7 protein-coding genes and 1 tRNA gene are annotated in these 13,623 nt (G+C 66.7%); 5 read left to right on the top strand and 3 right to left on the bottom strand.

Annotation, left to right across the window (positions count from 1 at the left end; all coding sequences use genetic code 11):
* The first annotated feature begins 69 nt into the window (after nt 1-69).
* The 4 genes from AC0J5J_RS08570 (at nt 70) to AC0J5J_RS08555 (ending at nt 8,112) form a co-directional block, all read left to right on the top strand.
* Entirely contained in the window at nt 70-5,034 is a 4,965-nt protein-coding gene (locus AC0J5J_RS08570; protein ID WP_474897530.1) for an ExeM/NucH family extracellular endonuclease, read from the top strand.
* A gap of 54 nt (nt 5,035-5,088) precedes the next feature.
* Entirely contained in the window at nt 5,089-5,727 is a 639-nt protein-coding gene (locus AC0J5J_RS08565; protein ID WP_474897528.1) for a hypothetical protein, read from the top strand.
* Between the two features lie 196 nt (nt 5,728-5,923).
* On the top strand, nt 5,924-6,349 hold the full coding sequence (locus AC0J5J_RS08560) for an SseB family protein (RefSeq protein WP_474897526.1): 426 nt from the start codon (nt 5,924-5,926) through the stop codon (nt 6,347-6,349).
* A 167-nt stretch (nt 6,350-6,516) separates the two neighbouring features.
* Entirely contained in the window at nt 6,517-8,112 is a 1,596-nt protein-coding gene (locus tag AC0J5J_RS08555) for a diguanylate cyclase (RefSeq protein ID WP_474897524.1), read from the top strand.
* Between the two features lie 68 nt (nt 8,113-8,180).
* Here the strand turns inward: AC0J5J_RS08555 and radA are convergent, their stop codons facing one another.
* Entirely contained in the window at nt 8,181-9,545 is a 1,365-nt protein-coding gene (gene radA, locus AC0J5J_RS08550; RefSeq protein WP_474897522.1) for a DNA repair protein RadA, read from the bottom strand.
* A gap of 9 nt (nt 9,546-9,554) precedes the next feature.
* A complete protein-coding gene (locus tag AC0J5J_RS08545) occupies nt 9,555-10,496 on the bottom strand; it encodes an SGNH/GDSL hydrolase family protein (RefSeq protein WP_474897520.1) in 942 nt (313 codons plus the stop codon).
* A gap of 122 nt (nt 10,497-10,618) precedes the next feature.
* Between AC0J5J_RS08545 and AC0J5J_RS08540 the strand changes: the two genes are divergently transcribed.
* A tRNA-Ser gene (locus AC0J5J_RS08540) sits at nt 10,619-10,708 on the top strand.
* A gap of 878 nt (nt 10,709-11,586) precedes the next feature.
* Here AC0J5J_RS08540 and AC0J5J_RS08535 read toward each other — a convergent pair.
* Nucleotides 11,587-12,309 carry an HIRAN domain-containing protein gene (locus AC0J5J_RS08535; protein ID WP_474897518.1) on the bottom strand — a complete coding sequence of 241 codons (723 nt, stop codon included), beginning with the start codon at nt 12,307-12,309 and terminating at the stop codon, nt 11,587-11,589.
* Nucleotides 12,310-13,623 lie beyond the last annotated feature (1,314 nt).

Raw genomic sequence — 13,623 nt, 5'->3', positions numbered from 1 at the left:
GACGCTCAAACAAACCCCGCTTTCCCTAGTCTTACGAACAATGTCGTTCGTTGAGTAGCTAGGGGAACAATGTCGTCCGCACCACGCAGCCATCTGAAGCTGACCTGTGCCACCCTTCTGGGGTTGGGCCTGGTCGTCTCACCGCTCGTCGCACTGCCTGCCTCCGCCAACACCGGGGGAACCGGCGTCGTCATCAATGAGGCCTATCTCAACGGCGGCAGCGTCGGAGCCATCTATCTGAACAAGTTCGTGGAGCTCTACAACCCCACGGATGCCGCGATCACCCTCGACGGGATGTCGCTGCAGTACCGCAAGCCCTTGGGTACCGCCCTGGAAGCGGCCACCACCGCAGTTGCCCTCACTGGAACGATCCCCGCCAAGGGCCACTATCTTGTGCAGGGTTCCTCCAACGGGGCCAACGGCGCGGCTCTTCCCACTCCGGACGCCACAGTCAGTGACTCCTTCGGCGGCGGAGGCGGCACGCTCTTCCTCGCGAACACGACCACCAAGATGACCTTGCCCCAGGGGAATCAGGCTGGTGCCCCCGGCGTCATCGACCTGCTCGGCTACGGCACCTCACTGACCTTCGAGACCGCGGTCGCCTCCGCGGCATCCGTCACCACGGCTCTCGGTCGCACGGCCGGCGCCGACGCCGACACGAACCTCAGCGACTTCATCCCCGCGGCTCCCACCCCGACCAACAGGGCCGGAGAGACCGCCGCCCCGGTGGTCACTCCGCCGCCCGCACAGCCTCCGGTCACCCCGGTCACCCCGGTCACCCCGGCCAACGCCATCCCGATCAAGGAGATCCAGGGCACGACGGATGTCAGCCCGAAGGCCGGCCAGATCGTCACCACGACCGGCGTCGTCACCGCCTCCTACCCCACGGGTGGGTTCAAGGGCTTCTACCTGCAGACCGCCGGCACGGGCGGCACGGTCGACCTGACCACGCACACCGCTTCCGACGGGATCTTCGTCTACACGAACACCCTCACCGCGCCGGTTGCGATCGGCGACTACGTCTCCGTCACCGGCACCGCGAGCGATTTCGCAAACCTGACCCAGCTCACGGTGTCATCGCTCAACGACGTGACCGCACTGGACAAGGCCGGAATCGTGGCGCCGCTGCCCGCGACCGTCGGGCTGCCGGCAACGGATGCCGCCCGCGAATCGCTCGAGGGCATGCTCGTCTCCCCGCAGGGCGACTTCACGGTCACCAGCAACTACACGACCAACCAGTATGGCGAGATCGGCCTGGCCGCGGGAAAGACCCCTCTCGTGGGTCCGACCGTCACGGCACGTCCCGGAACGGCCGCCTACACCGCGGCCGTCGCCGACAACGCGGCGCGTGCGGTCACCCTCGATGACGGCGCCAGCACGAATTACCTCAGCAACGCGACGAACAAGGGTCTTCCGGTCCCGTACCTCACGACAGCCAACCCCCTGCGCATCGGTGCGGCGACCACCTTCACCAAGCCGGTCATCTTCGATTACCGCAACAAGACGTGGAAGTTCCAGCCGACCACCGAGCTGGTCCCCGCCAACGCGGCCACGGTTCAGCCGGCGACCTTCAGCAACACCCGCACCGCGGCTCCCCGCGCAGTCGGCGGCGACATCCGTCTGGCCACGTTCAACGTGCTGAACTACTTCGCCACCACCGGCGACTCCATTCAGGGCTGCACCTACTACTCCGACCGGGCCGGAACCCCGATCACGGTCAACAGCGGCTGCGACGCCCGCGGCGCGGCCACCCAGGTCAGCTTCGAGCGCCAGCAGGCCAAGATCGTCTCGGCGATCAATGGCCTCGACGCCCAGGTCGTCTCGCTCCTCGAGGTCGAGAACTCCGCCCGTTTCGGCAAGGACCGCGATTTCGCCCTCAAGGCTCTTGTCACCGCGCTGAACGCACAGGCAGGCAGCAACGTCTGGGCGCACGTGCCCTCGCCGGCCGCCCTCCCCGCCACCGAAGACGTCATCCGATCCGGCTTCATCTACAAGACGGCCGCCGTTGAAACCGTGGGCGACTCCGTCATCTTCGACAACGTCGCGTTCGCCAACGCTCGCCAGCCGCTCGCCCAGGCCTTCCAGCTGGTCGGAGACACCGGAAGCAGCTTCGTCGCCATCGCCAACCACTTCAAGTCCAAGGGGTCCGGAAGCGGCGTCAACGCCGATCAGGGCGACGGCCAGGGAGCCTCGAACCTGTCCCGTGTGGAGCAGGCCACCGCCCTCGTCGGGTTCGCCGCCACCATCAAGAAGAGCACCGGCATCGCCCGCGTGCTGCTCACCGGCGACTTCAACGCCTACGACCAGGAAGACCCGATCAAGGTCATCACCGACGCGGGTTACCTCAGCCAGGAAGCCAAGAGCGGCGAATACACCTACGCCTTCGGCGGCACGGTCGGCTCACTCGACCACGTGTTCGCATCGCCCGAGGCCAACGCCGCGGTCACCGATGTGGACGTCTGGAACATCAACTCGGTCGAGTCCGTCGCCCTCGAGTACAGCCGGTACAACAACAACGTCACCGACTTCTACGCGGCCGACGCCTTCCGCTCCTCCGACCACGACCCGGCCATCGTCGGATTGAAGCTGTCCAGCAGCGTCGACATCAACCTGCTGAACATCAACGACTTCCACGGTCGCATCGATGCCAACACGGTGAAGTTCGCCGGCACGATCGAGCAGCTCCGCGCGGAGTATGGTGACGCGGCAACGCTGTTCCTCTCCGACGGTGACAACATCGGCGCCTCTCTGTTCGCCTCGGCGTCGCAGCAGGACAGGCCGACCATTGACGTGCTGAACGCCCTGGATCTCAAGACCTCGGCCGTGGGCAACCACGAGTTCGACCAGGGGTTCGCGGACCTGAACGGGCGCGTCGCTGACAGGGCCAACTTCGAGTACCTCGGAGCCAACGTCTACAAGCTCGGCACGACGACCCCGGCGATGAAGGAATACGCCCTCTTCGAGGTCGACGGTGTCACGGTCGGCGTCATCGGCGCCGTCACGCAGGAGACCCCGAGTCTGGTGTCCCCGAACGGGATCGCCAGCCTCACCTTCGGTGACCCGGTCGCCGCGGTCAACCGGGTCGCGGCCCAGCTGTCCGACGGAATCGTGGAAAACGGCGAAGCCGACGTGTTGATCGCCGAATATCACGAGGGTGCCGGCGCGGGAACGGTTGAGAAGGCCACGCTCGAGCAGGAGCTCGCCCTCACCGACAGTGCCTTCGCCAAGATCGTGACGCAGACCTCAGCGAAGGTCGACGCCATTTTCACCGGCCACACGCACAAGCTGTACGCCTGGGACGCTCAGGTTCCCGGCGCCGCGGCCGGCGTCACCCGCCCGGTGCTCCAGACCGGCAGCTACGGCGAATTCATCGGCCAGGTCGTGCTCAACTACGACCGTGCCACCGGGGCCACCACCACCGTGGTCAATAAAAATGTCAAACGGCTCACCGCAACCCACTCGGTGACCGGAACGTCCACAGAGGTCGCAGCGGCCCAGAAGGCGGCCGATGCCGCACTGGACGCCAAATTGATCGCAACCTACAAGCGCGTTTCCGCAGTCAACGGCATCGTCACGGCCGCACTCGCCGAGGCCGCCGTCATCGGCAACCAGTCGATCGGCAAGGTCACGGCTGACGTGACGCGTGCCTGCCTCGGCGGCGTCGCACCGTGCGTCGAGAACCGGGCCGCACCGTCGGCGATGGGCACCCTGGTGGCCAACTCGCTGCGCGAATCGCTCTCCGACCCGCTCAAGGGCGGCGCCGAAATCGGCGTGGTCAACCCGGGCGGCATGCGCGCCGAGCTGGTCTACTCACCTGACGGCGTGGTCACCTACGCCGAGGCCAACGCGGTGCTGCCGTTCCTGAACAACCTCTGGACCACGAGCCTCACCGGCGCGCAGTTCAAGACCGTTCTGGAACAGCAGTGGCAGCGCAACGCCGACGGCACCGTGCCGTCCCGTCCGTTCCTGCAGCTGGGTCTCTCCGACAACGTGAACTACACGTTCGACGCGAGCCGGGCCGAGGGTGACCGCGTGACGGGCATCTGGATCGATGGTTCGGCCATCGACCCGGCGCGCTCCTACCGAATCGGTTCGTTCAACTTCCTGCTCACCGGCGGCGACAACTTCCGGGAGTTCAAGAACGGAACGGGCACGCGCGACTCCGGTCTCGTCGACCGGGACGCCTGGATCTCCTACCTCACGGCCAACAGCCCGGTCACGCCGTCGTTCGCGGCCCGCCAGGCCAGTGTCACGGGAGTGCCGGCCACGGCCGTCAACCCCGGAGACTCGGTCACCCTCACGGTGTCCAGCCTTAACCTGACCTCGCTCGGGGCCCCGAAGAACACCGAGCTGACCCTGCTCTGGCCGGGCAGCACGGCGGTGCTGGGCACGGCATCCGTTGATGCCAACGGTTCGTCGGTCGTCACCTTCACGGTGCCGCTCGACGCACCGGCCGACAGCGTGCTCGAGCTGACGGCGAAGGAATCCGGCACCATTGTGCGGGTTGCCATCGACGTCAACGCTCCGATCGCGCCGACGGATGCCCCGGCCAGCGTGGGCGACGTCGACGCCGATCTGGAAAACGTCGTCACGACCGACAAGGCCGTCTACAACGCCGGCGACCCGATCACGGTCACCGTGGGTGAGAAGTTCGCCGGACAGTACGTCTGGGTCTCGCTCGACGGCACGAGCCTGGGCGGCTGGCTTCGCGCCAACGCTCAGGGCCAGGTGACCACCGTGGTTCCGGCCGACGCCACGGCGGGTATGTCCCGCCTCGTCGTGCAGGATGCCGCCGGAGGCGTGATCGGCTGGACCGAGATCGAGGTGCTCGCCGCGGCGATCACGCCGACCACGCCGCCGACCACGACGACGCCCGGCACGTCCGCCAGCGCCGCCTCAGGTTCGAGCATGGGCGGCGGCCTGGCGCGAACCGGAGTCGAGCTCGCGCCTCTCGTCGCGGGCGGCACTCTGATGCTGCTGCTCGGCGGATTGCTGCTGGCGCGGCGTCGCCGCGTGGGATTCGGGGAATCGTAAACCGACACGCACAGTAGTGCCGGCGGCGCCGGTATACCTCGCTAGCCTTGGGTCATGTCGACGATCAAACATCCAGTCGGCCCCCAGTCCAGCACGGTGTACTGGCGCCGTCGTCTTGTGGTGGGCCTGGGCCTGCTCCTCGTGCTTGCCCTCCTCATCCTGGTCGTCTCGTTCATCGTGCGCCCGGCCGCCGGCAACGGCGGGCCGGGCAGCACGCCGACCTCATCGGCCACGGCTCCGTCAACGGCGACGGATGCCGCCGCCCCTGACCCGGCGGCCGGCCCGGCCGCGTGCGACCCGGCATCCGTGCAGGTCGAGGCCATCACCGACGCGGTCACGTACGAGCCGGGAGCGGAGCCCCTGCTCTCCCTGAGCGTCACCAATATCGGCACGGAACCCTGCGTGCTGAATGCCGGCACTTCGACGCAGGTCTTCACGGTGTCGAGCGGCGCGGACGTCTACTGGACGTCGACCGACTGCCAGCAGGATCCGGCCGACGCGGACGTCACTCTGACGCCCGGGAAGCCGCTGAGTTCGGGGGCGCCGATCGCCTGGGACCGCACCCGGTCGAGCCCGGAGACCTGCGGCGAAGCCAGCCGTGAGGCCGCACCGGCCGGGGGAGCGGCGTACAACCTGAGCGTGTCCATCGGCGGCGTCGAGGCGGCCACTCCGAAGCAGTTCCTGCTCTCCTGACCCGTCGGTCGTCGAGCCCGTTGCGGTGGTCGAGCCCGTTTCGGTGGTCGAGATCCGTTGCGGTGGTCGAGCCTGTTTCGGTGGTCGAGCCTGTTTCGGTGGTCGAGCCTGTCGAGACCCGCCCGTTCGCTCACGGCAGGTCTCCACGGCTCGAATTCGTCGAGGCCCCGTTGACCCAACTGATTGAATAGATGCCGTGACTGACGAGACTCCACCGACGAATTCCCCCGCCCTCGCCGCGGCCCTGGCCGCGCAGGACGTGGTGGCCGTGGCCTACGCCCTCCGCAATGACGTGATCATCGTGCCCCAACTGGTCGTGAACGGCCAGGCGGAGCAGGTGCGCGTGTTCGGCCGGGAGGGTACCGACCGGCGCACGCTGCTGCTCTTCTCCTCTGCCGAGAACTACGCCAGCATGATTCCCGACGAGGTCGATCAGCGGTTCATGATCGGTGATGCCCAGTGGCTTCGCGAGTTCCTCACGGTGCACCAGAATGTGCTTGAGATGGTGTTCTTCGACGTTGCCGGCCCGCACGTGATGCAGGCTGCTCCGGCGGACCTGATGCGTGCTCTCGGACCGCTTCCCGGCGAGGAACTTCCCGACGGGACCGAAGCCGGGCGATAACCGGCCGCAGCACCTGATTCTGCCCCCTCATGCTGGGGGTCTGCGGCGACGCGGTGTGGCGGCAGGCTGGCGCTAGGCTGACGCTAGACAGTGTTCGGCCCGCTCTGTGAGCGGTATCCGACGGACTTTTCACGGTCAGCATTCGGCCTGTCAGGGAGCAGGTCGCAATGGCGGGGACTCAGGCAGATCCGACCGACGTGCGCTTGGCGCGCGTCGAACGTCAATTCTGGATCGACCGTAATGTGGCCCTCGAATCCGCAGAGGCCTGGCTCGCCGAACTGGGTGACGGGGAGCACGGTGCCACCGCACGTCGATTGCGGGTTGTCGTCGCGGCCGTGCGCATGGATCGCGGAGACCCGAGTCAGAGCGCTGTCGAGGTGCAGGAGATCCTGAGTTGGGCGGAGCAGCACGGCGAGCTCGCCCTGCAATCGCGTTGTCACGACGTGCTGGGGTCGATTTTCGAGTTGGTGGGCGACCGGGCCCTGGCCCTGGAACACGCCGTCGCCGCGAACGACCTGCTCGAGGACTCAGAGGTTCCGCTCATGCGCGCGGCCGCTCGCAAGTGCCTGGCTGACGCGCTGGGCTCGGCCGGGTCCCTCGACGAGGCCCGGCGCCGCTACGCCGACGCCCTCCGTCTCGTCATTGACGACCCTGAGACCATGATTCGCTACAACATCCTCAACAATCTCGCCTACACCGAGTACCTGGCCCACAATCAGGCCGAGGCCCTCGCGGCCGTGGAACAGCTGATCTGCCTGTCCGAGGTGGGGGACCGCCAGATCGGCATGTACGCCCTCGACACCGTCGCGCGCGTCTATCTCACGGCAGGTCGGCTGGACGAGGCGGAGCAGAAACTCCTGCCGGCGATGGACCCGGCCGTGGGCGACCTCCACCCCGACGGCTCGACGGCGGCCCTGGTCACCCTGGCCGAGATCTACCGCACACAGGGCAAGCTCGAGCAGGCGCAGACTGTGATCGATCGGTGCCGGGACCTGTCGCAGCGCCACGGATTGATCCGCTGGTCGACGGAAGCGGCCAGGGAACAGGCCGAGATTCACGCTGCGAACGGGGATTTTCGTGCGGCGTTCGAGGCGTATAGGGATTTCCACGAGCAGTCCGAGGCGCTCGGCGCCAGCGAGGACAAGTCCCGCGGCCGCATCCTGGAGGCTGTATTCCAGACGGCCGAGGCCCGCCGGGAGAGCGAGCGCTACCGGGAGCTGGCCGAGCGCGACCCGCTCACCGGACTGCACAATCGCCGGTTCGTCGACGAGCGCCTCGGCGTCGCGCTGCTCCGGATGCGCGAGGGCGGGCCGACCCTGGCCATCGCGATGGTCGACCTGGACCATTTCAAACGCATCAACGACACCCTGTCGCACGAGGTCGGCGACAGCGTGCTGCGGGAGGTCGGTCGTCTGCTGATCGACGCCGCGGCATCCGTGGCCGACGGTATCGCCGCGCGCCTCGGCGGGGAGGAATTTTTGCTGGCGCTGCCCGGCTTGGAAGCCGGCGAAGCCCAATTGCACTTCGAAGCGGTGTGCCGGGCGATCGCGGATCACGACTGGTCTCCGATCACGGGCACGCTGCCGGTGACCGCGAGCATCGGGGTGGCCCTCGCTCCGGCCGACGGACAGCAGAGCTCCGACCTGCTGCGGGCGGCGGATGTGCGCCTGTACGTGGCCAAGCGCGACGGTCGCAACCGGGTCGTGCACGCGGCCGTCGTCTCGACGCCGGCCCCGGTGCCGGACCTGCTCGAGGCCCGCTGACCGTCAGCCCTTGTGGTCGAGCGCCGCGGTGGTCGAGCCCGCGGTGGTCGAGCTTGTCGAGACCGACCCTAGAACGCCCGGTCGAGCTCGGCGTCCCGTGCGGACTGACCGGTCGCCATCGCCGCGGCCACCGCGGTGCCGATCGCCCCGGCCTGGGCATCGATCCGGATGGTGAACCCCAGCCGTGCGGCCTCGGCCGCGCGCAGCTTCGCCGCCGACACCGGCCGCACCTCCCCGGCAAGGCTGATCTCACCGAAGGCCACGGCGCCCTGGGCGATGGGTTGGTCCTTGAAGGCCGACGCGATGGCGAGGGCGATGGCGAGGTCGGCGGCCGGCTCGGTCAGACGGATGCCGCCCACCGTCGACACGTAGACATCCATGCTGCCCAGCCCTGACAGGCTCGCCCGGCGCTCGAGTACCGCGAGGAGCATGGCCACTCGGGAACTGTCGACCCCGTTGGTGACGCGGCGGGGGTTCGGGGCCTGGGTCTTGATCACGAGCGCCTGCACTTCGACCGGCATCGCCCGGCGGCCCTCGAGCGCCACCGTGACGCACGTGCCGGACACGGGGGTGGAGCCGCGGCTGAGGAACAGGGCGCTGGGGTCGGGAACCTCGGCGATGCCGTCGCCGGTCATCTCGAAGCAGCCCACCTCATCGGTCGAGCCGAACCGGTTCTTCAGCGCGCGCACGAAGCGCAGGGCCGTCTGCCGGTCGCCCTCGAACTGGCACACCACGTCGACGAGGTGCTCGAGCAGCCGGGGCCCGGCGATCGAGCCGTCTTTGGTGACGTGGCCCACGAGCAGGATGGGCAGGTTGCGGTCTTTCGCGACCCGGATCAGCGTGGAGGCCACCTCCCGCACCTGGCTGGGCATGCCCGCGAGGCCGTCGGAGAGCGAGCTGGCCACCGTCTGCACCGAGTCGACGATGACCAGGTTGGGCTGCACGGCGTCGATCTGGCCGAGAATGGTGGCCAGATCGGTTTCGGCCGCGATGTACAACTCGGGCTGCAGCGCGCCGGTGCGCTCGGCCCGCAGGCGCACCTGGCTGACCGACTCCTCGGCGCTGACGTAGAGCACCCGGGACTTGGCAGCCGCGGCCTTGGAGGCCACCTCGAGCAGCAGCGTCGACTTGCCGACGCCGGGCTCACCGCTGAGCAGGATGACCGAGCCCGGCACGATGCCGCCGCCGAGCACCCGGTCGAACTCGGCGATGCCGGTGGGCCAGTGCGAGACGGCCGTGGTGTCGACGTGCGTGATCGGGCGGGCCACGCCGGCGCCGCTGACGCTGGCCGGCTTGAGGGCACGGGCCAGGCTCGCCTTCTCGGTGGTGTCGACCACGGTTCCCCATTGCTGGCATTCGCCGCAGCGACCTGCCCACTTCAGGGTGGTCCAGCCACACTCGGTGCAGCGGAAGGAGGAAACGGGTCTGGCCATTCTGCGAGCCTAGCTCGGGCCGCTGACACCCTCCGTCGCGGAGGTGGCGCCGGCCGGTGAGGCCACGGATTCCGGCTCGGGGGAGGGAAGGTCGGCCGGCGCGGCGGAAGCGTCAGGCGCGGCGGAAGCGTCAGGTGCGGCGGAAGCGGCGGGCGAGGCGGAGCGGCCAGGCACGGTCAGGGTGGCTGCGTGGAGGCCCCGCCCCAGATGAGAGCTCAGCGCCGGCAGGAAGGCCTCGGCCCAGGCCCGGTAGCCGCGGTTATTGGGGTGGAACAGGTCGCCCGCGACATGCGTGGCGACGCTGCGGAGCCCGAGCCGCTTCGTCGTGGCGTGCAACGGCACCACGGTCAGCCGGTGCTCCGTGGCCACCTGGCGGATGATGCGGTTGGCGACGGCGACCATCCGTTCGTTGCGGGGCAGGTGGAAGCAGGGCAGGTCGGCCACCAGCGCGTGCGGGGGCAGCGCCTGGAAGATCTGCCGGATGCCGGCCTCGAACACGGCGGCGTCCCAGAGGGCGATGTCGTTGGCGCCGATCGCGACCGTGACCACGTCGGGGGTGAGCTTCACGAATCTGGGCAGCTGGTCGCGCACGGCGAGCTCGACGGTCGCGCCCGACACGCTCAGGTTCACCACGCGCACCGACCGGCCCGTGGTCAAACGGATGTGGTCGGTCAGGATTCCGACATAGCCGCGATGCGGGGAACTCGCCCCGATGCCCTGCGCGGCGCTGTCGCCGATGACGGCGTAGAGCAGCTCGCCCTTGTCTTTGGCGCGCGTGCGCCACCAGAGGGAGTGCACGGGGAGGGTCTCGTTGAGCATCACCGAGCTCTCGGCGATGCGGCGCTGGAAGCCCCGGTAGTTGACCAGGGCGGCGGCGCCGATCCCGGCCGCCGTGGCCAGGCTCCCGGCCGTCAGAGCGAGAGTCCGGATGCTGTGGTTCGTCGTTATCACCCGGTGAGAATACCGCTCCGCGCTGGGTTCCCGCCGGTCAGGGGCGCTTCAGGGCCTGCTCACGCCCGGATGTCCGCTGCGCGATTCGCGCACGAGCCCCGCTTTCAACTAAACTCTCCCTCGGTACCGTGTCCGAGCGGCCGAAGGTGCAACTCTCGAAAAGTTGTGTGGGGGAGACTCCACCGTGGGTTCAAATCCCACCGGTACCGCCACAGGGTTGTTCTTAGAACTGGTTGATTCTGTTCCTAGAACTCGTCCCAAAACGAATGGCCTCCGAGATTTCGGAGGCCATTCGTCGTTCCGGCGTGGGTGGCGCGTGGTTTCCCGCTCATGCGGGCTGGTGGGCGCGGATTAAATGACAACGCACGGCCAGGGATGCCCGAGAGGCCGTTTTTCGGCGCTGCGGATTGTCCTGGTCTTGCGGTGGAGTGATGAGTGGCGGCGTCGGTGTGCGCGGTTAGGTTCGGAGCGGCGGGTCGAGTTCCTCGCCGGCCGGGGCGCCGGGGAGCACCTTGAGTGGCCACTTCGCTTTGTAGTTGGATATGCCTTCGCGGTCACGGCGGCGCGTCTTCCGCAGGGGCCCCAAGTTCTGACCGGTCGTGTTGCTCTTGGACGTTCGAGTTTCTCGGTCAGTGAGGAAGGTCACGATTTTCCTGATGTTGGCCGACACGAGCAGCATGGTCGCCATGATCTGGTGTGCGGCGAATCCGCGGATTCGGCGGCGTGCTGGAGTGTCAACTGCTTCGTGTCCGACGTCTTTCACGTAGGCGTGGTAGCTCTCGCCGGTGTTGCGGCCGATGCGGTACGCGTCGCTCTATTCCTTCGACTGGTACCGGCGGAGTTGTGCGTCGCGGATGCCGTCTTCGGGTCCAAAGTCCACCGAGGTCTGCGTGCAGATTAAATCGGGGGCCTCTGGAACATTGCCCTTAAGAACGGCGATGCGGATTTTATCGGTCGCGTTGCGGTGGAGTTCGCGTAGGGGGCATCCCAAGGTCGCGTTCGGACCGACGGCGGGGCACATCATCGGTGTGTGCCCCCGTGCGTCGGCTTTCTCCTTGGGGCGGAGCTCGAAGGCCGTTCGAAACGGGGGCTACACCGGTGTCGTCGAGATTGGCCATTTCCGCAGAAGATGCCCGACGACTGCAGGCGTCGCCGCCAGAACGTCGATGTTGGATCCATACTCGCCTGGCGACTGCCCGGCGAGCGAGATCGCCCTGAGCGGCGCACCGGACCCAATGAGCTTCGACAACCCAGTAGCCATCCCCTTATTGATGTAACCGGCCGGATGGTCATCGTCCGCCGAGCACACTGCGACCGCATTCTTGTCGTAAGCGTTGTCAGGCTCCCGCAACAGACGGACGGGTGCTCCTGGTTGAAACGCCCCATTCCGAACGGCTACCGTGTGGTAGCCGACACCCCGCACCCTGGCCGTCCAGATCCCCATGCGGCGCAGTCGCCTGTTGCCGACGCTCACGAGGAGACCCGTCGATGGTTCCGTTAGCCACAGCCGTCCGTCGTGCATCTGGAGGAATAGCGTGGGCAGTCCCTGATCGGTCGTGACCAGGAGTTCGTCCCACTTCTCGCTGGGGAGGTAGATGCTGGCCTCGGCCTGGCTGCGGCTGACTGCCATCTGGGGAGGAAGGTGTTCGACGTTCTTCTTGACGTAGCTGGTTCCCGATCGGGTTCCGGCAGTCGGCGCGGATGGCGGGTGTGTTTTCTCGTTTGGCGGCGGCGGAGACAGCAGGTTTGTGGCCCATTTCAGCACGAAGATGGCCAGTGCCACAACGGCCACCAGGACGAACAATAACTCCATCGAATACCCCCAAGCCAAACCTCTCACAGAAACTTCGAGGTGGGCTATCCCCACTTCAGTGAAGGGAGAGCTTCGACTCAAAGGCTATTCGGGCGAATGTCATATGGAGTGTTATCGGCCATTCGGGGGTCGATGAGGCCATGCGGCCGCTCACCTGTGGCCCGGCGCACGCAACGAAAGTTCACTCAGCTTTCGGTCTGTGAAGTGCCTTCGCGTGTACGAACGGTGACAGAGGGGTAGGGCTGGCTCTCGAAACGGAAACATGGTGGCTTTCTGGCCGATCGACGAATTCGACTCTTGCCGAGCGACCCGCTGCAGTCTCCTGCCTCCCCGCCGCGCTTGTCCGATGGATCGCGAACTCAAGGGCATTCCACCTGTAATGGTTGCGTACAGAGCGGGGTGCGAGGCGGTTGACCCGCAAGAAGCACGACCGGTGCGGCTGCTGAACTGTAGCTTTTCGGCATGTGCTAGTCCGCATTAAGGGGGACTCTATATATAGGGAGCCCTGCTGACTGCTAGACCCTAACTCGCCGACGCGTGGCTGCTGGTCCGGCTTTGCTTCATCCAGAAGAGTGCCTGATAGAAAGGCTTTTTATCCACAGGCTGTGGATAACGACCGAGAAAGCTGCGGACATTCTGTGGATAACATGTGCACTACATATAGTGTCTGTCACCATGGCTTCCGCTAGGCTGAGGCAAGCAAAAGACCCCGGTTGGCAGATAGCTAACCGAAAAGGTCAACGGCCAAACGGGGTCGTGTGTTCTGGCGAGAACTATACGATCTTAAACCTAATTGCCTGGATGAAGTCAATGAGACTGAACGCCGAGCGAGTCAGGGGCCGCTTTGCTTGGAAGGATACGAAATGGCACGCGCCTTGAAGCCCGGTGAAGAAGCGCCCAGGTCAGGTCAGTACGAGCAGGTAGGGCCGCGTGGAGGCCGCACCGGCCATGAGCGGACTGTGACACGGGGCGAACCGTTGCCCCCCACGCCGCGCCCTGGTATGAAATACGTCATGGTAGACCCGACCAAGAAGTAGCCGTCAACAGAGGCGCGGTGCCGTCGGTTCCGCGCCTCTGTTGCGATTTGGACTGACGAGAATCGGAAATGGAACGGGTGCCACACCGGCCCTCACTACCCATTCAGCTCTCACCGGCTGCCCAGTCCGGCAACGGGATTCCAAGTTATTGAAGCAACTTGCCACAGGGTTGTTCTTCGAACTAGTTGATTCGGTTCCAACGACTCGTCCCCACTCGAATGGCCTCCGAGGTTGGGGAGGCCTTTCGTCGTTGCCGGCGGTGCTGGCGTTCGTCTGG

The organism is Cryobacterium sp. TS_SC_7 (assembly GCF_056156285.1).
This window is presented reverse-complemented; position numbering and strand designations above follow the sequence as displayed.

Excerpts from the sequence above, each read along its gene's own strand:
- AC0J5J_RS08570 (WP_474897530.1), top strand. The coding sequence starts at position 70 with ATGTCGTCCGCACCACGCAGCCATCTGAAGCTGACCTGTGCCACCCTT.
- AC0J5J_RS08565 (WP_474897528.1), top strand. The coding sequence starts at position 5,089 with ATGTCGACGATCAAACATCCAGTCGGCCCCCAGTCCAGCACGGTGTAC.
- AC0J5J_RS08555 (WP_474897524.1), top strand. The coding sequence starts at position 6,517 with ATGGCGGGGACTCAGGCAGATCCGACCGACGTGCGCTTGGCGCGCGTC.
- radA (WP_474897522.1), bottom strand. The coding sequence starts at position 9,545 with ATGGCCAGACCCGTTTCCTCCTTCCGCTGCACCGAGTGTGGCTGGACC.
- AC0J5J_RS08535 (WP_474897518.1), bottom strand. The coding sequence starts at position 12,309 with ATGGAGTTATTGTTCGTCCTGGTGGCCGTTGTGGCACTGGCCATCTTC.